This window comes from Acinetobacter haemolyticus CIP 64.3 = MTCC 9819 (assembly GCF_000369065.1).
Classification (GTDB): domain Bacteria; phylum Pseudomonadota; class Gammaproteobacteria; order Pseudomonadales; family Moraxellaceae; genus Acinetobacter; species Acinetobacter haemolyticus.
The window spans coordinates 326,124-343,248 of the sequence record NZ_KB849804.1; the positions used below are offsets into that span (position 1 = coordinate 326,124).

The window sequence follows — 17,125 nt, forward strand, 5'->3', positions numbered from 1 at the left end:
AAAGAGAGCCTAGTTAGCTCTCTTTCTTCCACGCTTAGTTTTTGAATCCTTGAGCATCTGTGATGCTGCTGTTGGATCATATAAAAATTTACCTTCCGTACCCTGATTAATGGCTACCAGTTTTCTACGAACGGTTGCAGCTGAAACACCATGACGCTGTGCAATCTCAGCAGCAGAAATCAATTCAACCTTTTCCTGCCGCATTTCCACTACTGTTGCACCACCAATGATTGCACCTAAAAAAAGCTGCGGAGGTGCATCAGATTCAACAGTAATGGTGTACTTAAGTGCCCCCATCAGACTAACTCCTCTAATATTGTTCCATTTCAGACCACACCCGAAGGTGTGGCCAGATCCGTGTTAGTTGCTTTGGAACATATCGAACTGATCTTCGATCAATTTCTTTTTCTGCGCGTAGGCTTGCAGTAATTCCTGTTGATGCTCATTGGTCAAATTCGGCTTAGCTGCATTCATTTGCTGTGCAACTTGTCGAATGTCTTCACCGTTCTTGGCATCAGAGATCAGGAGGGTAAGACCGTTTTTAACTGATCCGCTTTTGAGAGGATCTACAGCAGGTGCTTGTGAGGCCTCAAACTTGGCACGTACTTGCTCAATGTTTGCTTGAAGGTATTGGGCATCTGTCTGATTCAATCCGCTGTCATTCTCAATCTGTTCTTCTAGATCTAGTACATCGGCCAGCGACTTGGCACCATTCAGAGCTTTGGCATATTCCTTTTTCATTTCCGCAGAGCTTGGCTGTTTCTTCTGCTCAACCATAGCTTCGGCTTCTGCTTGAAGGCGCTTCAATTCATCTACGCTTAACGCCCCATCTCCGACATCATTTGATGTTTGATTTTGGACATTTTCAGCTTGTTGAGCCGGCGGAATATCTTCTACTGGTGCGTCTTCCACGGCTTTAGGTTGACGTGAGCGCTTTGGCTTTTCTTCTGCAGGTACTTCTTCGACAACCTTAGGCTGGAACTTTTGAGCCTGAGCATTCACCAGTTTTGTGAGTTCTTTGCGTGCCGAGTCATCTGTAATATCAAATACTTTTTCTTCTAAAGCATTCAGTTCGGCAGGTGATTTAACGGCAAGGATGTCGCGTTTTAATTGAGATGTATCAGCCTTAACTACCAGTTCCTGATCCGGTGTAACGTCAATGATCTGGTCTTGTTCTTCTTCAGCAGAACGTAGGCCCATCAATAACTCTGGTGCATAGACACGGCCAAAGAATGAAGCAGCACGATAGCGCAGCATCTGCTCAGGCATGGTTTGCCATTTAGAGCCGTTCTTCTGGTACCAGCCTTCCTTCACTGCCATTTCTACAGAAATAGTTGAAGATTTTAAAATGATAGGCTTGCCGTTTTCGTCAACCGATCCTTTTTCTTCAACCCATGCATAACAAGACAGGTTTTGAATTTTAACTTTTTTGGTGACGTTGCTTTTACGTCCGTTGTTCCATTGAGTTTCCTGATACTCGACTTCTTTTTCGCCCAAGTCTTTCATCTCAAAACGTAATGAAGTGAAGCGACCACAGCTATTAATTGCAGCCATAATAAATTGTGATGACCAAGCTGGACGACCTTCAATGATGTAAAGGTTTTGCATCACCATTAATTCATCTGCACCGAGTCGATTAGCAATATTTAGAGCAATAATGCAGTTAGATAAACCGCTTGGGTTTGGTTCTTCACGATATTGCCAATTGCCATTGTTATCCTTGCCAGCCTTGACTTTTGTCACTGCGCGATATTGTTCTGGTACCAACGTTGAATTTGATAGCATCTTCGCTACACGTTGAGATAACTCGAAAGCTTCGAGATTCAATAAGCCAACTGAGATAGAAGAAGTAGCAACTTGATTTGCTTGAGCATTCATAATAAAAATTCCTAAAATTAATTAAAATCGTTTTGTAGAGCGAGTTTGGTCATGTACGAAGGGAGGAAAATTTCTTCTAATTCGAGTGAGTAACCTTGCCATTCGTTCATTAATTGAGATTCAGCGAGTAGTTCTTTTGCTTTGCGATAACGTACTTCACCCACGCTTAAAAACAGGTCAGAAGCCTTGTATTGCTTAGCGACAAAAGGCGCATCACTCTCACCAACTAGATATATAAAGTCGGGCTTATCTTCGGTTTGGTAATACTGTTGAAAGCCTTCGCGGTACATTGCCGCAGATAGATCGTATGCAAAGTTTCCACAAGCTTTCGAGAACGCCATAGGACGTGCATCATTCGCCGTTTTAACGTCTAAAATCAGTCCATTTGGAAAGCGGTCACACGGAATAATGTGATAATCGGGGCGCACACGTAGCTGCAAATCATAGATTGGATCAGTGAAGAAAATACTTGCTTCAGGAATACCAGGATTATTCTGCATCACTGCATACATGCTTAATGCTTGTAAGCTTTGAACAATGCGTTGTGCCCCTGATAACTGTTCATCTGAAATTGTAATTTTCTGACCGTTTTGAGCTTCCCATGCATCCCACCATTCGACACGTGCAATCGAATCAGCAGATGGATTTTTAGCATTACGCATCACATCCGTTGGTGGTTTTGGTGCATCAGCAGGTAAGACAACAAACTCAGCTTCAAACTTTTCAGGCTCTAAAAACAACGTATGAGCAAGTGTTCCAAAATCTAAGTGTTTTTTTGACTCTCTTTCATGCTCTTTAGCAATGTTGTAAGAGTAAAAATGTGCAGCACTACGTAATAGGTCTTTTAACTGACTTGAGCTGTACTCTGGGCGAGCGTGATATTCATCATTGCTCATATCAGCAATTAAATGATTATCTTGAGCGATAGTAACTAATGAGTTCATAGTCAGTTACCCCAAAATAATGAGTGAATAAAAAAGGTGAGGACATACCAAAGCACTAGTCCAGTGCCTAGAAATGCGAATAGTTTTAGGGTGTCGATGACATTTGCAACGAAGTGTTCCCAAAGTGGAATACGTGGCACAGGTGGGTGCTGATACAAACGAGCAGTCGTTTGACTCTTTATAGGCTTTTGTTTCATAATGACCTCGTAGTTTGAAGCACATCGAAGGTTAGAAGGGTCGGTGTGCTTTTTTATTGCTTACGAGGTAAATATCGCATTAACGATATTATGTGTCAATAGTTATCGCGATAAAATATCGCTAAAATGATACAAGTTGACATGAAAAAACCACCGCAAAGGTGGTTTAATATTTATTTTCGTCTGACTTGATATTGGCTTTCACCATTTTCAAGAGAAAAAAGGGCATCTTCAATATTCAAAAAGTCTACAACAAGATATGATTCTAGGGCTGATTTTCTTTTGTAAAGCCATAGAAGGAAAACTAAAATCGCAATCAAAATAAAAAACAATCTAACTGAAAATTGAGATGGGTAATTCCAAATTTCATACATAAGTTCAAAAGTATATACGGAAATGATAAGTCCAAAAACCAAACAAATAAAATCAATATAGTTATTTTGAATTGATTCAATATTGTATAGACGTTTTACAGCTAAATCTCTTAGTGTTCCATAATCCTTACCTAGGTGGTAATTCATTTTTTTGGCTTCTTCATGTCCAAAAGTTGAACGCTTATTTTCAATAATCCTTAATGCTGTATTACAGTCAAAAATTACTTGAAAGCCCCGTTTGTGCTCCCAAGTATTTACAAGTTTTTTGGGTTTAAAAACCAAAGCCTGCGTAAGAAGTTTATTAATCATAATTTTTACCAAGTCTCAGTTGTTTGCCAAGACCATGCCCAGCCAATAATTTCAAATTCTTCTTCTTTAATTTGTTCAGCAGTCAATTTTTCTTCGGGATATTCTTCATGATTATCACTTGTTACTCGAATACCCCCAAAAGGCAGATTATATAAGCGCTTGAACTTAAATAGACCACCGTGACAAATAGCATAAACTTTGCCATCTTTTACCATTTTTCTACCCAAATCCACATAGACAGTATCACGGTCATTGATAGTTGGCTTCATAGAGCCGCCTTCAGCAGTCATCGCAACACAATTATCTTTGCTTATCCCTAAATTTCTCAAAGTAGATTTCGAAATACGCAATCTACGCCATTCACTTTCCAATGCTTCTCCAACCGTTCCAGAACCACATGCTACTTTAAAATTTTTAAAAAATTTAATCTCAACCTCATCATCTTCAAGTGGGGTCATAGAATCCCAATCCTCTATCTTTACGGATTTGGGTTTAGAACCACCATTGATCAGATAAGTTGATGTTGTGCCTAAAGCTTCTGCAATTGCCTGCATATTTGCAGCAGATGTACTTTTTTTATCATTTTCTAAATCTGAAATAGTAGATTGAGTAACACCAGCCTGCTTTGCAAGAACTGGCTGAGACCATTTCTTTTCTCTACGCAATGAACGAATACGGTCACCTACAGACATCTCTATATTCCTTTTACTGAATATCGCTATTGTGATTTAAAAAAGTATCGCAATGGCGGTTGATTAAATATCGCAATCACGATAAATTATCTCTATGACAATTTTTTGGAGATTGCGATGACTATTTGGAGTCAATTAATTAATGATTTGCAGGACAAAGAGAAAGGAAATATGACCCAGCAAGAAATTGCAAACGAAATTGCAAAAGTCGTTCCTTGCTCTCAGAACTACATCAGCGATTTAAAAACAGGGAAGAAGGGCAAGCGCCTTTCGCACCAAATCGCTCAGGGTTTGATAAATCTTCATCAGCAAAAAGTTCAACCTTCCGCTTAGGTGATGCCATGTCAGAGAAATTAATCGAAAGCATCACATTCAAATGCACGTATGAAGAAAAACGAGAGTTTGAAGCGATTGCACGTGCAGAAAAGACGGATATATCAAAGTTAAGTCGGGAGTGCATGAATAAAAAAATCACTGAAGTTCGGGAGTACATCAATTCTCTCGCAGCATTCACCAGTCTTACCACAGATACGTCAGATACAAGTTTCGAGTTGGTATCACCCCACAGAGTGATTGACGTCACCCCAAAACCTACAGGCACGAAAAAAGCCCAACTGCTGGAACAGATGGGCTTTTTCGCCGTTCACACAGATATGTAAACGAGATCGATATGAAGAATTTAACACGTATTGCGGAGGCTGTGAAGAAATGAATACAGCAAAAGTAATCCAGTTTCCAAAACAAACTGATCCGCAGCCCAAACAAGAGGCTGGAAAGAGCATGTATAGCGATAAGTTTGAAAATGGCTATGTGATGTCTAGCCGATTGTATAGAAAAGAGGTGTGGCCGTTTCTAAGCGATGCTGCACGTAATGTTTATGCTGAACTCGAAAACCGTATTAACGGACACAATAAAGAGTCAGATTTTGTTAGTTATTCTCAATTGCAAGGTGATTCTAGCTTGCAGGATGCTCGCCTAATGAGTCGTCCAACGGTCTCAAAAGCATTAAAAGAGCTATTAGATTTAGGCGTTATTTCCATCACTGAATTAGGAAAACAAGGCGTAAAAAAATACAAGTTAAATGATATTTCTTTAATAGATCGGTTTACTAACTACACTAGTGTAGTAACTAAACCAGTTCACCTAGTACACCAAAACCAGTTTACTAACTACACCGAAACTAGTGTAGTAACTACACTCACAATAGATAATAAGAATTATATAGATAATAAGAAGAATAGCGCGCAAGAAAAATTCGAACCGCAAAACAATTCGATGTTGCAATTCATCGAATACCACGCTGACAACTTTTCTGATTTCACTTTGAGAGAACTTACCCAAACTTACCCAGTTCGATCAGATTTTATCGCACAAGCTCAAATCAGCTTTCCAAAACTCACAGTCGCTCAAATCGAGGACGAGATCAAAAGACTCGCACAGTGGTCAGTGACGGCTGAAAAACGCACATCACAAAAATGGATGACGACTTGGTTGAACTGGCTCAAGAACATCGAGACGAAAAAACCGAAAGCTGACTCACCAAAACCGGCAGCGAAAAAAGTACATCGCTACGGTCAGGGAGTAATTAACCCATGAGAAATATTTCTAAATTCAAATCAGTTTTTGAAGTTGATTTTCCAGTTGAGGTTGCTGATCAAGTTTTGGCACGTATGCAAAAACTGTACGGCGATGCATTCGACAAAAAATACGGTGAAATCGAAGCAATTGAGCTACAGCAAACAGCTTGCACGGTGTTGAACGGACTAAGCCCAAATGATCTACGCCGTGGCTTAGAGCGCATGAACGCAGAAAAATGGTGTCCGTCACTTCCTGAATTTAGATCATGGTGTGTGCATGACGGTGACTGGTGGACGGCAGAACAAGCATGGGCGAAAGCTTTAAATTTTGATGCTGATAAAACACAGAAAATCACGACTTTAGCAAAGCAAGCACTTGATGAAGTTCGTCATATCTTGAAAACAGAAGGGCAGAAAACAGCTCATTTCGCATTCCGAGATATCTACAACGATTATCTCGACAGAGCAAAAAAAGCTGGTCGTGTTCAAGTCATGTGGATCAAGCCACAGCAGAGCCAAACAGAGCAACCCCAAAGCCATCATAAGCGCACACCGATTCCAGCCGAACTTGCTGCACAGCTCAAATCGATCTGCAAGCGTGGGGGTAAAGCTATATGACGAATCAATCACTTAGAAAACCACAAGGCGCAACACATGGAGAATCTGACGGCACATTTTGGATGAACTTAAACGGCGCTTGGTATCACTACAACCCACATTTTAAAAAATGGGCCACATACGTTGGAAAAGTGAATCACAGCTTTTTGAATAAATTATTCGAGTTGGGAGCATAAAAACATGCGTTGGAGTCAAGAACAGCTAGAAGCCCATTTAAATGCTCACAGAAACAGGGCAGATTTGAGCAAGGAGCGATTAAAAGCGGAAAATGATGCAAAGGTACGTAAAGCTAAAGGCAGTGTATTAAAACGCAATACAGAGCTAAATGGCGATAATGAGGGAAAACTAATTTTAAGCTGTGAAATCGCAACCTGTCCGCCGTCTGTAAATCACTATTGGGATGTTTCAGGTAAGCGTCGATATTTGAGCGATAAAGCAAAAACGTTTCATGCCTTAGTTCGAGTGTTAGTACCACCGAAACAGACTGAAGCAAGATTAAAACTTGATGTCACTTTTCACTTTCCAAACCACCAAACACGAGACATTGACAACTATCTGAAAGCAACCATCGACAGTCTTGTGAAATGTGGTCTATGCGTTGATGACGAACAGTTCGATGAACTCATCGTAAGACGTGGGAATGTAGTGAGAGGCGGCTTAGTAAAAATCAAAGTATTAGAACTATAAGAGGGCTGGTCTATGAGCAATTTAGGTTTTGATTTAACGGTTGATAGTAGTGTTTTCAAGGACTCACCTCGCGCGCGCGCGCGTTTCTTTGACGCTAACAAAAAAGCCAAAAGATTCATTAAGGCGCGAAACAACTACAAAGCACCTGATTTCGGGCGAATGCTCTTGGACCTGCGTAACTTAAATTTTTCACACGAGAAGATTGCCATGCTTTTGAAGGTAAGCGGCTCGACTACAGTTTCGGCATGGGCCACTGGTACACGTCCGTTTTTCGAGAATGGCGAGCAGTTAATCATGCTTTGGCAAGATCAAACAGGTATTGATCGTTTTCCACGAGAGGGCGAGCAATTGACGTATAGATACAAGATCGGGCAGCTCGACATATTCGAAGACGGCGGACTGTGTGATCAAGTGATTAGTGAGTTAGATGGCGTGACCACCCGTGACGGAGAAGGGTGATGAATAAAAACTACATAGGCAAGATTTGCATTCGTAGAGGCAATAAGTTTCAAGAGCCGTCAGCGTGTTTTATCACTGGGATTAATGGCTTTGGAATGCTGGTTTGCCGAGTGATAAATACTGGCTCATTGGTGATGACTGAGCCTGATGATGAAGGCGAATTAATTGACTTTGATTTTAAGAAATTGGAACTGATGAGAGCTGAGTGGGCTGTGGAGAGTGCTAAGCGTTCTGTTCAGGTAACCGAGGAAAGATATCAAGAACTTTTGGAGCAAAGCCTATGAACGCGATCAAATACATTCAGCAGCACGGTGTTGATAAGGCGAGGGAGTTATTAGCTCGGTTACATAATCTTGGTTGTCCTGATGATATGCAAATCACTGTAATTAATGGTATGTGGCATCGCACAGCTAATGGTTTTACTTATCCTGACCTCAAGCGCTTAGTTGAGAGCGTGGATTTGGTCAATGAGTACGGCTCACTGAGGACTGCAAAGCAAATAACGTGGGTAGATAACAAGCCAAGGTTGGTACAAGCCATCGCAGACTATGAGGCTATTTATGGAGGTGAGCATGTTTAAGGTTGGGGAAAATGTGGTTCTTGTTGGTGAAGGTACTAAAGATTACTTGCTAGAGATTGATAGTCATATGTACACACCAAATATGCACCGAGTGAAGATTTTAGCTACAGGTCAATTTGGTCCAGTATTTAAAAAAGATATTCGCTTGGCTACAGAAGAAGAAATCGCAGCAGGTCACCGCATCGACACCGAAACGCTAGACCATCCCGAAAACCATATTAGCCAAAATTGCAAGGTGATTGATCATGAGAAGTGAATTTGAGAACAGCATCAAGTGGTCTGCAAGTTATGAAAAGCTTGTTTATCAACACGGTGAGCGCCTTTTTATCTTTGATGATGGTAAATACAAGATTGCAGCAGTTCAGCTTGCTTGGGAAATCTTCAAGGAACAACAATCGAAAGTGGGTGAGCTTCATAAAATCAGTGTTGCTTTGAATACCGAAACAATCAGACAGCGCGAACAGGTAGCACACTACTTGGTTAAAAATGCAGAGCTGCAAAAGCGAGTGGATGCTGCGATCAATGCGATTAATGAACATTACGAAAGTGATGGTATGAGCGGTTTAATGTTTATCGATCTAAGAGAGATTCTGTTGGGAGAGCAAGCGCTCAAGGGTGGTTGTCATGAATGATAAATACTTTTACATATTCCTAAGCGTTTGCGTCATTTGTTACACGGTCGCAAAGATTAACGGAGTTGACTTATGACCATTTTATTAGTCAATTATGCAGTCATTATTACTATTTGTTTCTTCATCTTGCGATGGATGTTCATAGATTATATTCGGCTCATGGACATGGACATGGAAATTGAGAAGAAAGATCGAGTTATTCAAGAATTAGAACAGGATGCTATTAAATTCTTTGAAGAAAGATAGATTAAACACCCAACAAACCCCGATAAATAACCAAACACACTAAGCCTTAATCAAAACGATTGAGGCTTTTTTATGACTACTCGCCGTCAAGTACAAACACCCGGTGCTAAAGCTGCACCCGAAGAAACAAAAACAACTGCTGAAAAAGCTGATGAAGCGTTGGCGCAAATCAATGCGGATGATGAGAAACAGCCTGATATTCAAGAGGTTGAGCCTGATCAAGAATCATTCCCTGAATTTAATCACTCAAGTGAAGCAATCTTAGAAAATCAAGAAAAAATTCTTGAAGGGCAGAAGCGTATTGAAAACAAATTAGATCAACTCTTATCGGCTGGTAGGATTAGTGCGCCAACTAAAAAACGCTGGGTACAAGGCAAGAAAGGTCTTGAATATAAGGAAGCATAAGCTATGTGCGGTGGATCATTTGGAAAAATTATTTCTTCTGTGACGAATGCATTTGGTCTTACAGACACCAAAGCCGATGCTAAGGGTTTTGATGCTCAAGCCGCAGATTCGGAGGCAAAGCGAAAAGCCCAAGAAGAAGCGAACGTCTCAATAGCACAACGTAAGAAGCGAAAGGCTTCAGAGGTTCTTTCGTCAACGTCAGAAGATGATAAGAAAAATACACTTGGGGGCTAATGTATGAGTGATCTAGCAGACCGACTTTGTAAGCGGCTTGATGAGCTTAAAGCAGAACGTGCAAAGTATGAGGCACATTGGACAGAATGCTATCAATACGGTGCGCCAGAGCGTCAACAATCGTTCAGTGGTAGTAGCGGACTGCAAGACACTCGTAAGAAACAACGTGCAGATTTACTAGACTCTACAGCCGCAGAGTCAATTTTAACGTTTGTATCAAGTCTCATTGCTGGCACAACACCAGCAAATGCGATTTGGTTCAAAGGCATGATTGATGGAATGGGAGATGATGCCGTCTTAACACCCGGAGAGCATTGGATTGAACAAGTCTGTCAATTCATGTGGCGTAATATCCACGGCGCTAACTTTGATTCAGAAATATTTGATTTGATATTAGATTTCGCTGTGGCTGGCTGGGGTGTGCTTTACGAAGATATTAATCGTGAAGCTGGCGGCGGATACATGTTCCAAACATGGCCAATCGGTGAATGTTTTATTGCGTCTACTCGTCAAGATCAAATTGTGGACACGGTTTATCGTCATTACGAAATGACAGCAGCCCAAATAGTTAAGCAATTTGGGAAGCACAAAGTCAGTCAAAATGTTCTAGACGCATCTGAGAAAACACCTGATCAACGTTTTAAATTAGTCCATGTAATTGAGCCACGTACAGGCACACAGCCAAGTGATAGCCGTGTTTTATTGCCAAAGAATATGCCTTTTGCCTCATACCATGTTGAGGTTCAGGAAAAGAATATTCTTAAAACCTCAGGTTATAACGAGTTCCCATGCGCAGTGCCACGATTTAGAAAAATACCGGGTAGCGTTTACGGCATAGGTTTAATGTCTATTGCATTACCTGATGCAAAAACAATTAATTCATTGATGCGAGATACCTTGCGCAGTGCTGAAATTGATGTTCTAGGCATGTGGATTGCAAAGGATGATGGCGTCTTAAATCCTCGCACTGTGCGCTTAGGTGGGGGGAAGATCATCACGGCTGATAGCGTTGACTCAATGAAGCGCTTAGATTCAGGGTCAAACTTTCAAATCTCAGAAAATCTTTTAGATCGCTTGCAGAGTGGCATACGCCGTAAGCTCATGGCGGATAGTTTGACTCAGCACTACAACACGCCTCCAACCGCCGCAGAGATTTACGCGCGTGTAGATATGATTCGTCAGCAGCTTGGACCGCTGTATGGCCGTTCACAAGCTGAATTATTAGTTCCCATTCTTGATCGCTCATTTGGTCTTGCATATCGCGCAGGTGTGCTTGGTGAAGCACCTGAAGAACTTCAAGAGCGCAATATGTCTTTTAAATTCACTTCTCCTTTAGCACGAGCACAACAGCTTGAAGATGTAGCAGCCATTGAACGCTTTATGGGTTCTATGGAGGCAATTACTATGGCCGATCCTGACGCAATGGATAACGTCAATATGGATGCTATTCCACAGGTCCTAGCACAGCGCTTAGGTGTGCCGACATCAGTTATGCGTACTGATCAACAACTTAAATCATTTAGGGATGCTAAAGCAAAAGCACAGCAACAGGCTGCAGCTCAGGAACAAGAGGCTGTACTGGCTCAGCAAATGGGTGGGGCAATGGCTAAGGGTCTCGAGAACGAAATCACTAGCGAGGTTAGATCATGATTGTAGTTTTAGCAGTCCTAACAATTGCTTTATTTGTCGCTTGCGTTGGACTTTTTTCGCTTCACAGTCGCTCAGAAAAGTTTAAACAACGTTGGTTTAATGAACTAGACATTTCTAGTGCTTTGCGAAATGAAAAGCATCATGAGTGGGAACGAGCAAACATTGCTGAAGAACAAATTACAGTACTCAAGCAGTCTTTCAGAGATTTGGCTACTGAACAAAGTAAGGAGCTTGGTTTTGGCAACCATGTTCAATGGCGTTCGACAAAGAAACCTACATCACAGACATATCGCATTCATTTCGATATTGAGCCAAACGGCCAGCGAATTTTAGAAGAACTGACGGCGAGATTTAAACGAAATGTATTTACCAATGACGAGCGAGAAACATGCAGGCGTATCGGTAGAGCCGAAGTCGTTGATTTCATTTTAAACCGCATTAACACAGCTAACGATCCACGGTATAGCGAACAGTTAGAAATTATGGAGAAAGAGACACATGTCTAATGAAGATCAAAATATAGATACGGCGAACACACCACTAGTAGAGCAAGCGCCACCAGTAGAAACGAAAGTGCCTGTTAATGATGCAGGGCAACCGCCAGTAGATAATCAACAACCACCAGCAGATAGCAATCCACCTACAGAAGAAAAGCCTAGCGGTACTGTTCCTGAAAATGCAGATGCTTACAGTGTCGAGCTTGAAGGCTTTGATATGGAGGCGTTTTCTGCTCATGAAGGCAATAAAGCTTTTCTTGAAAAGGCGCACAGCTTGGGTGTTTCCAACGAGCAAATGACTGCAATTCTTGAAGCATACGAAGCAAACAATGCTGTAAATGTTGAATCACTTCAAACCGAATGGGGCGGAGAGTTCAATAAAAATATCGGCTTTGCTAAGCAAGCAATCGAAGCGGCAGGCATGAATATGGACGATGCCGATGGTCCAATGTTCGGTATCAAGATGGCTGCATGGATTGGCAAGCAACTACAGGAAGATTTGCCGCCGTCAAATACCCAACAAAATGGAGCTGAAACGGTAGAACAATTAATGCTAACAGAAGCGTACAGCAATGCTAATCATCCTGATCATAAGAGTGTGGCGGCGCGTGTAAGTCAATGGTTCCAAAAAAATACACCAGAATGAGGGTTAAAGCATGTCTCAAGACTTTGCAACCAATAATGAAATGATCACCGCCGCTTTTAAGCGAGAGTTTCACACAGCCTTTGAAACTAAAGCTCGTACGACTGCATCTACTTTGCAGATTCTTGCGAAAGATCGCGGCATGATCAACGGTTCTTCTTTTACGGTCAACGATATGGGTGATCTTAAAATGAAGGAAATGACAAGCCGATTCCAAGACACGGATTGGTCTGTTCCTGAGGCTGGTACACGTTTGGCGATAATGAAGGACTTCGGTCTTTTTGTTCCTATCGACCCACGTGATGAGCCTAAATTATCAGCTAATCCAACATCTGAATATATGCAGTCGTGTCTATCTGCTGAATATGATGAACGTGATAATACGATCATTAAGGCTTTGGGTGCTTCAGTTCAGCGTAAAAACGCTGACGGTGAAGACTATACTGCAACGCCTTTACCAGCAAGTCAGATCATTGGCGCAAGTGCTACGCCAATGAACAAAGTCAAGATTGTTAAAGCGCGTGCAATCATGCGTAAAACAAAAATGGATAAACGCGGTCCTATGTACGCGATTTATAACTCGGAAATCCTTGAGCAAATCCTCATTGATGACGAGCTAACCAAATGGGATCGTGACACCATTCAGTCAATTCAAGACGGCGATGTTGCTAAGAAGTGGGCAGGCTTTATTTGGTTGCCTTATGAAGAATTGCCTGATGGTGCTGGTGGTGCTACTGAAGGTCGTACATTCTTCACAGCATCTAATGCGGTTCACTTTGGGCGCAACATGATTAGCAACTTTGATATTGCAGTTCGTGCTGATAAATCAAACGTTAAGCAAATCGGCGGTATTGCATCCTATGGTGCTGCACGTTCACTTGAAGAATGTGTAATCGCACTGGATTACTTGCGTTAATCGTTTTGCCTCACATCTTGGGTAGGGTGTGGGGCTTTTTATCTCAAAAATTAAGGAATCATCATGAGCAAATCGGAACAACAAATCGAGCAAGAAATCCAAGAGAAAGGTTTGAATGCTCCTCGATTAACACCTGAACTTATTGATAAAAAAATCAAAGCAATTCGCTACAGTACGGGTGATAAATTCGACCTAGCTTACTGCGCAGATGATTATAAAACATGTGGGTCACCACAATTAACAATCTGCATTTTATCACTTGAAAATGGGTTCACGGTTACGGGAGAGTCTGCATGTGCAAGCCCTGAAAACTTTGATCGAATTATTGGGCAGAAAATTGCCTATCAAAATGCACGTGAAAAAATTTGGCAGTTGGAAGGCTATCTATTGAAAGAAAATCTCCATCAAGTTGAGTTAGATAAACAGTTCTAACACCCAACAAACACTATCAAAACCTCGGTAACTATAAACAAAAGTTACCGAGGTTTTTTATTATGGCCGTCACAAGAGTCAGTATTTGTAATGCCGCATTGCGCATGATAGGCGAAAGAGTCATAGCTAGTTTTGATGAAGATACGGAACTTGCTGAGCATTGTCGTGATATTTACGATCAGACGCGTCGAAGCATTTTGCGTGACCATCCATGGTCATGTGCTCGCAAGCGCACGATTCTATCGCCAGTGTCCACACACCCAAGCTTTGGTTATAACCATGCATTCCCTTTGCCTAAGGACTATATTCTTATAGTCGATCCGGGTACGAACTGCTATGAGGTCGAAAGTCGGCACATTCTAGCCAACACAAATAAAATTAGATTGGTTTATATATTTGACAATGATAACGAAGACACTTGGGATTCAATGCTTTCTGAAGCAATGAGCCTAAAACTCGCATCGAAGATGTGCAAGCCAATTACAGGTAGTGATGCTGCAGGTGAAACGGCTGAATATAACTATCAAAAACTAATCAAGCGTGCTCGATCTGTTAATGCTCAAGAGCGTCCAAGCCAAGATATGCAATATGCAGACTCCTCCTATTTAGGAGATCGTTACTAATGAAAAGCTGGATATTAAAAAACAATCTCAGTAGTGGGGAGCTATCGCCGTTATTGTGGACTCGTACAGATGTACAGCAGTATGCAAATGGGGCAAAGAAATTACTTAATGCGTTGCCTCTGGTTGAGGGTGGGGCAAAGAAAAGACCAGGCACTAAATTTAGATCTATTTTGGCTGGATCACTACGGCTAATCCCATTTATAGCTAACTCAGAAAACACATATTTATTGATTCTTGGTGTTTCATTTTTGAAGGTTTATAACCCTAGAACACATGAGGTTGTGTTTGAGAGTTCTACGCCTTATGACACAGTAAAAAAAGTTCAAGAGGTCCAGTTCGCCCATACAAAATATCGTATGTTCTTTGTGCAAGGTGATTCACCAGTGCACCGATTTATCTGTTCAGCAGATTTTACGAATTGGCAGTTCGCGTCGTTCACATTTAATGTGCACCCTAATGATGAGCTAGGCAGTAGCCCTAACGTAGCGCTTACGCCTTCTGGTACTGACGTTGGAAAGATTATATCTCTAACTGCAGCTTCATTCCCAAATTGGGTCAGCACTGAAACTTATCTCACTGGTGAGCGTGTTATTTACGCTAGTAAGACTTGGTTAGCCACAATAGACAATAAAGATAAGGAGCCGAGCGGGACGAATCCAGAGTGGGAAGAAGTCACCAACGAAGCTGCAAGTGTTTTCACAGCATCAAGTGTTGGATCAATTGTCGAGATCAACGGCGGACAAGTCAAAATAACTGAATACATCAATCCATCTAAAGTGAATGGTGAGGTTTTGGTTAAGCTGACCTCTACAGTGCAGGCTATAGCTAAGTCTTGGGCACTAAAAAGCATTGCATTTAGTGCAACGGCTGGCTATCCGAAAGCAGTATGTTTCTTTAAACAGCGTTTAGTGTTTGCTAATACAAAAACTAGTCCTAATCAAATGTGGTTTAGCCGAATTGGCGATGATGGAAACTTTCTCGAAACCACAGAAGATGCAGATGCTTTTAGTATCGCGTCTAGTTCAGCCCAATCAGACAATATTTTGCACCTTGCACAGCGTGGCGGTGTTGTTGCGCTTACAGGTGGTTCAGAGTTTCTAATTAGCTCAAATGGTGCATTAACACCAGCATCAGCGCAAATTGATCAGCATACGAGTTATGGCGTACAAAAAGATGTGCGTCCGTGCTTAGTAGGCAGTGAATTATTGTTCGTGCAACGCGGTGGGGAACGCCTAAGGGCGCTATCTTATCGCTATGAAGTGGATGGTCTTGTATCGCCAGAGCTTTCGGCTGTGGCTACTCATGTGCCAGAAGATCACGGCGGTATCAAAGAGCTTACTTACCAACAAACACCAAATAGCATTGTATGGTGCGTACTCGGTGATGGTTCAGTCTGCAGTATTACTTTAAATCGTGATCAAGAAATGAATGCATGGGCACAGCATGATTTTGGTTGTAGTGTTCTTTCAATCTGTGCATTGCCTACAGCGCTGGGAGAGGATCAGTGTTTCATGCTCACACAACGCAATGGGTCTACAGTGCTCGAAGAATTAAGCGAGGCAGCTTTGAGTGATTGTGAATTCGATATTGATGTGATCAATGGTACTGGATCGATTCTTAACTTAGATATTCAGGTTCTCAATTCTCCAATGGTTAGCTACAACAACCAAGATGGGTATTTTTATTCTAGCTATACGACTGCAGGTACAGAAATAAATTTACCCGTATCTGATTTAAGTCAAACAGTCTATTTAGGGCAACCATATCAAACAGAAATTGACTTATTGCCACCTGATTTTAGCCAAGTACCAGCAACGGCAATGTTTCATAAAATCATCGTGCATGAAGCGGCTATATTCTTAAATCGCTCAATTGGTGGATTCATTAATGGTAAGGAGTTATCTACAAAACTTTATAACCAAAGTGCATTTACAAACCTTCCGTACACAGGTTATGCGTCAGAAAAATTGCAAGGCTGGTCAAAACTTCATGATCTAAAGATGCAGATAACACACGACAAACCTGTGCCTTTTCACATGCAATCTATTTCTATGATGGTTTCTATTAATGAGAAATGAGATGCAAGTACGGAAAGCAACACTTGAAGATGTGGTTACGCTTGTTGATTTCGGCAAGCGTCTAACTCAAGAATCCCCAGTGTTTTTAAAACAGGGCTTTGATGAGAACAGCGCCGCGGACTTATTCGCATATTTAATCAATAAGTATGAATCAATATTTATAGCTGTAGACCAGTATAAAAACCCTATTGGCACAATCATTGGTGTGATCGATAAAGATTGGCGCACAGGCCATAAGCTTGCTTTTGAGCAAGGCGTTTACGTTTTGCCTGAATATCGCCGTTCCGAAACAGCAAAAGGCTTGATTAATACCTTTGTTGAGTGGGCGAAACTTCAAAATGCAGATCGTATTCAACTTGGCACTATGACAGGCATTCATGCGGATAAAGTTGTCAGTCTCTATGAAGGTCTAGGCTTCTCATTGGTCGGCTATGTTTTAGAGATGGAGGTATAA

At 41.5% G+C, this 17,125-nt stretch carries 27 protein-coding genes; 21 read left to right on the forward strand and 6 right to left on the reverse strand.

The window, feature by feature from the left end; genetic code table 11:
* Positions 1-9: 9 nt before the first annotated feature.
* From F927_RS11585 to F927_RS11610, 6 genes are all read right to left on the reverse strand, one after another.
* Positions 10-297 (reverse strand): HTH domain-containing protein, encoded by a 288-nt coding sequence (locus tag F927_RS11585; protein ID WP_005084857.1) that lies wholly within the window; start codon positions 295-297, stop codon positions 10-12.
* A 63-nt stretch (positions 298-360) separates the two neighbouring features.
* Positions 361-1,878 carry a hypothetical protein gene (locus tag F927_RS11590; protein WP_005084860.1) on the reverse strand — a complete coding sequence of 506 codons (1,518 nt, stop codon included), beginning with the start codon at positions 1,876-1,878 and terminating at the stop codon, positions 361-363.
* A 17-nt stretch (positions 1,879-1,895) separates the two neighbouring features.
* A complete protein-coding gene (locus F927_RS11595) occupies positions 1,896-2,822 on the reverse strand; it encodes a PD-(D/E)XK nuclease-like domain-containing protein (protein WP_005084862.1) in 927 nt (308 codons plus the stop codon).
* 2 nt (positions 2,823-2,824) lie between these two features.
* Entirely contained in the window at positions 2,825-3,019 is a 195-nt protein-coding gene (locus tag F927_RS11600; protein WP_005084864.1) for a hypothetical protein, read from the reverse strand.
* Between the two features lie 173 nt (positions 3,020-3,192).
* Positions 3,193-3,702, reverse strand: a complete 510-nt coding sequence (locus tag F927_RS11605; protein ID WP_005084866.1) for a hypothetical protein — start codon at positions 3,700-3,702, stop codon at positions 3,193-3,195.
* Between the two features lie 5 nt (positions 3,703-3,707).
* The gene (locus tag F927_RS11610) at positions 3,708-4,394 is read right to left on the reverse strand and encodes an XRE family transcriptional regulator (RefSeq protein ID WP_005084869.1); all 687 of its coding nucleotides are present in this window, start codon (positions 4,392-4,394) and stop codon (positions 3,708-3,710) included.
* 117 nt (positions 4,395-4,511) lie between these two features.
* On the opposite strand from F927_RS11610, the gene F927_RS11615 reads away from it, so the two are divergent.
* The 21 genes from F927_RS11615 (at position 4,512) to F927_RS11715 (ending at position 17,125) form a co-directional block, all read left to right on the forward strand.
* Positions 4,512-4,727, forward strand: coding sequence for a hypothetical protein (locus F927_RS11615; RefSeq protein ID WP_005084871.1), 216 nt, complete (start codon positions 4,512-4,514; stop codon positions 4,725-4,727).
* 8 nt (positions 4,728-4,735) lie between these two features.
* Positions 4,736-5,053 carry a hypothetical protein gene (locus tag F927_RS11620; RefSeq protein ID WP_005084873.1) on the forward strand — a complete coding sequence of 106 codons (318 nt, stop codon included), beginning with the start codon at positions 4,736-4,738 and terminating at the stop codon, positions 5,051-5,053.
* Between the two features lie 49 nt (positions 5,054-5,102).
* Complete coding sequence (locus tag F927_RS11625; RefSeq protein WP_005084876.1) at positions 5,103-5,990, forward strand: hypothetical protein; 888 nt, start codon at positions 5,103-5,105, stop codon at positions 5,988-5,990.
* Positions 5,987-6,589 carry a hypothetical protein gene (locus F927_RS11630; protein ID WP_005084878.1) on the forward strand — a complete coding sequence of 201 codons (603 nt, stop codon included), beginning with the start codon at positions 5,987-5,989 and terminating at the stop codon, positions 6,587-6,589. Before F927_RS11625 ends, F927_RS11630 begins: the two co-directional genes overlap by 4 nt.
* Positions 6,586-6,765, forward strand: coding sequence for a hypothetical protein (locus tag F927_RS11635; RefSeq protein WP_017394747.1), 180 nt, complete (start codon positions 6,586-6,588; stop codon positions 6,763-6,765). The genes F927_RS11630 and F927_RS11635 overlap by 4 nt, the downstream gene beginning before the upstream one ends.
* Positions 6,766-6,769: 4 nt before the next feature.
* The gene (locus tag F927_RS11640) at positions 6,770-7,276 is read left to right on the forward strand and encodes a RusA family crossover junction endodeoxyribonuclease (protein WP_005084880.1); all 507 of its coding nucleotides are present in this window, start codon (positions 6,770-6,772) and stop codon (positions 7,274-7,276) included.
* 12 nt (positions 7,277-7,288) lie between these two features.
* Positions 7,289-7,735: a hypothetical protein gene (locus F927_RS11645; protein WP_005084882.1), complete on the forward strand. Its 447-nt coding sequence runs from the start codon at positions 7,289-7,291 to the stop codon at positions 7,733-7,735.
* The gene (locus F927_RS11650; protein WP_005084884.1) at positions 7,735-8,019 is read left to right on the forward strand and encodes a hypothetical protein; all 285 of its coding nucleotides are present in this window, start codon (positions 7,735-7,737) and stop codon (positions 8,017-8,019) included. Before F927_RS11645 ends, F927_RS11650 begins: the two co-directional genes overlap by 1 nt.
* On the forward strand, positions 8,016-8,315 hold the full coding sequence (locus F927_RS11655; RefSeq protein WP_005084886.1) for a hypothetical protein: 300 nt from the start codon (positions 8,016-8,018) through the stop codon (positions 8,313-8,315). The genes F927_RS11650 and F927_RS11655 overlap by 4 nt, the downstream gene beginning before the upstream one ends.
* Positions 8,308-8,571, forward strand: coding sequence for a hypothetical protein (locus F927_RS11660; RefSeq protein WP_005084888.1), 264 nt, complete (start codon positions 8,308-8,310; stop codon positions 8,569-8,571). The genes F927_RS11655 and F927_RS11660 overlap by 8 nt, the downstream gene beginning before the upstream one ends.
* Positions 8,561-8,947, forward strand: coding sequence for a hypothetical protein (locus F927_RS11665; RefSeq protein WP_005084890.1), 387 nt, complete (start codon positions 8,561-8,563; stop codon positions 8,945-8,947). The genes F927_RS11660 and F927_RS11665 overlap by 11 nt, the downstream gene beginning before the upstream one ends.
* A 318-nt stretch (positions 8,948-9,265) precedes the next feature.
* Complete coding sequence (locus tag F927_RS11670; RefSeq protein ID WP_005084895.1) at positions 9,266-9,598, forward strand: hypothetical protein; 333 nt, start codon at positions 9,266-9,268, stop codon at positions 9,596-9,598.
* A gap of 3 nt (positions 9,599-9,601) precedes the next feature.
* Positions 9,602-9,832, forward strand: coding sequence for a hypothetical protein (locus F927_RS11675; protein WP_005084897.1), 231 nt, complete (start codon positions 9,602-9,604; stop codon positions 9,830-9,832).
* Between the two features lie 3 nt (positions 9,833-9,835).
* Positions 9,836-11,482 (forward strand): portal protein, encoded by a 1,647-nt coding sequence (locus F927_RS11680; protein WP_005084898.1) that lies wholly within the window; start codon positions 9,836-9,838, stop codon positions 11,480-11,482.
* Complete coding sequence (locus tag F927_RS11685; protein ID WP_005084900.1) at positions 11,479-11,988, forward strand: Bbp19 family protein; 510 nt, start codon at positions 11,479-11,481, stop codon at positions 11,986-11,988. The genes F927_RS11680 and F927_RS11685 overlap by 4 nt, the downstream gene beginning before the upstream one ends.
* The gene (locus tag F927_RS11690) at positions 11,981-12,625 is read left to right on the forward strand and encodes a hypothetical protein (RefSeq protein WP_005084902.1); all 645 of its coding nucleotides are present in this window, start codon (positions 11,981-11,983) and stop codon (positions 12,623-12,625) included. Before F927_RS11685 ends, F927_RS11690 begins: the two co-directional genes overlap by 8 nt.
* Positions 12,626-12,635: 10 nt before the next feature.
* Entirely contained in the window at positions 12,636-13,538 is a 903-nt protein-coding gene (locus tag F927_RS11695; RefSeq protein ID WP_005084903.1) for a phage capsid protein, read from the forward strand.
* A 63-nt stretch (positions 13,539-13,601) separates the two neighbouring features.
* Positions 13,602-13,970, forward strand: coding sequence for a Gp49 family protein (locus tag F927_RS11700; RefSeq protein ID WP_005084905.1), 369 nt, complete (start codon positions 13,602-13,604; stop codon positions 13,968-13,970).
* Positions 13,971-14,032: 62 nt separating this feature from the next.
* Positions 14,033-14,593: a phage connector family protein gene (locus F927_RS11705; RefSeq protein ID WP_005084907.1), complete on the forward strand. Its 561-nt coding sequence runs from the start codon at positions 14,033-14,035 to the stop codon at positions 14,591-14,593.
* A complete protein-coding gene (locus F927_RS11710; RefSeq protein WP_005084910.1) occupies positions 14,593-16,671 on the forward strand; it encodes a phage nozzle protein in 2,079 nt (692 codons plus the stop codon). Before F927_RS11705 ends, F927_RS11710 begins: the two co-directional genes overlap by 1 nt.
* A 1-nt stretch (position 16,672) precedes the next feature.
* On the forward strand, positions 16,673-17,125 hold the full coding sequence (locus tag F927_RS11715; RefSeq protein ID WP_005084913.1) for a GNAT family N-acetyltransferase: 453 nt from the start codon (positions 16,673-16,675) through the stop codon (positions 17,123-17,125).

Coding starts and splice junctions, on each gene's coding strand:
- F927_RS11680 (WP_005084898.1), top strand. CDS start 9,836: ATGAGTGATCTAGCAGACCGACTTTGTAAGCGGCTTGATGAGCTTAAA.
- F927_RS11685 (WP_005084900.1), top strand. CDS start 11,479: ATGATTGTAGTTTTAGCAGTCCTAACAATTGCTTTATTTGTCGCTTGC.
- F927_RS11715 (WP_005084913.1), top strand. CDS start 16,673: ATGCAAGTACGGAAAGCAACACTTGAAGATGTGGTTACGCTTGTTGAT.
- F927_RS11655 (WP_005084886.1), top strand. CDS start 8,016: ATGAACGCGATCAAATACATTCAGCAGCACGGTGTTGATAAGGCGAGG.
- F927_RS11625 (WP_005084876.1), top strand. CDS start 5,103: ATGAATACAGCAAAAGTAATCCAGTTTCCAAAACAAACTGATCCGCAG.
- F927_RS11675 (WP_005084897.1), top strand. CDS start 9,602: ATGTGCGGTGGATCATTTGGAAAAATTATTTCTTCTGTGACGAATGCA.
- F927_RS11670 (WP_005084895.1), top strand. CDS start 9,266: ATGACTACTCGCCGTCAAGTACAAACACCCGGTGCTAAAGCTGCACCC.
- F927_RS11700 (WP_005084905.1), top strand. CDS start 13,602: ATGAGCAAATCGGAACAACAAATCGAGCAAGAAATCCAAGAGAAAGGT.
- F927_RS11695 (WP_005084903.1), top strand. CDS start 12,636: ATGTCTCAAGACTTTGCAACCAATAATGAAATGATCACCGCCGCTTTT.
- F927_RS11705 (WP_005084907.1), top strand. CDS start 14,033: ATGGCCGTCACAAGAGTCAGTATTTGTAATGCCGCATTGCGCATGATA.
- F927_RS11660 (WP_005084888.1), top strand. CDS start 8,308: ATGTTTAAGGTTGGGGAAAATGTGGTTCTTGTTGGTGAAGGTACTAAA.
- F927_RS11690 (WP_005084902.1), top strand. CDS start 11,981: ATGTCTAATGAAGATCAAAATATAGATACGGCGAACACACCACTAGTA.
- F927_RS11630 (WP_005084878.1), top strand. CDS start 5,987: ATGAGAAATATTTCTAAATTCAAATCAGTTTTTGAAGTTGATTTTCCA.
- F927_RS11645 (WP_005084882.1), top strand. CDS start 7,289: ATGAGCAATTTAGGTTTTGATTTAACGGTTGATAGTAGTGTTTTCAAG.
- F927_RS11640 (WP_005084880.1), top strand. CDS start 6,770: ATGCGTTGGAGTCAAGAACAGCTAGAAGCCCATTTAAATGCTCACAGA.
- F927_RS11650 (WP_005084884.1), top strand. CDS start 7,735: ATGAATAAAAACTACATAGGCAAGATTTGCATTCGTAGAGGCAATAAG.
- F927_RS11620 (WP_005084873.1), top strand. CDS start 4,736: ATGTCAGAGAAATTAATCGAAAGCATCACATTCAAATGCACGTATGAA.
- F927_RS11605 (WP_005084866.1), bottom strand. CDS start 3,702: ATGATTAATAAACTTCTTACGCAGGCTTTGGTTTTTAAACCCAAAAAA.
- F927_RS11710 (WP_005084910.1), top strand. CDS start 14,593: ATGAAAAGCTGGATATTAAAAAACAATCTCAGTAGTGGGGAGCTATCG.
- F927_RS11600 (WP_005084864.1), bottom strand. CDS start 3,019: ATGAAACAAAAGCCTATAAAGAGTCAAACGACTGCTCGTTTGTATCAG.
- F927_RS11665 (WP_005084890.1), top strand. CDS start 8,561: ATGAGAAGTGAATTTGAGAACAGCATCAAGTGGTCTGCAAGTTATGAA.
- F927_RS11615 (WP_005084871.1), top strand. CDS start 4,512: ATGACTATTTGGAGTCAATTAATTAATGATTTGCAGGACAAAGAGAAA.
- F927_RS11635 (WP_017394747.1), top strand. CDS start 6,586: ATGACGAATCAATCACTTAGAAAACCACAAGGCGCAACACATGGAGAA.
- F927_RS11585 (WP_005084857.1), bottom strand. CDS start 297: ATGGGGGCACTTAAGTACACCATTACTGTTGAATCTGATGCACCTCCG.
- F927_RS11590 (WP_005084860.1), bottom strand. CDS start 1,878: ATGAATGCTCAAGCAAATCAAGTTGCTACTTCTTCTATCTCAGTTGGC.
- F927_RS11595 (WP_005084862.1), bottom strand. CDS start 2,822: ATGAACTCATTAGTTACTATCGCTCAAGATAATCATTTAATTGCTGAT.
- F927_RS11610 (WP_005084869.1), bottom strand. CDS start 4,394: ATGTCTGTAGGTGACCGTATTCGTTCATTGCGTAGAGAAAAGAAATGG.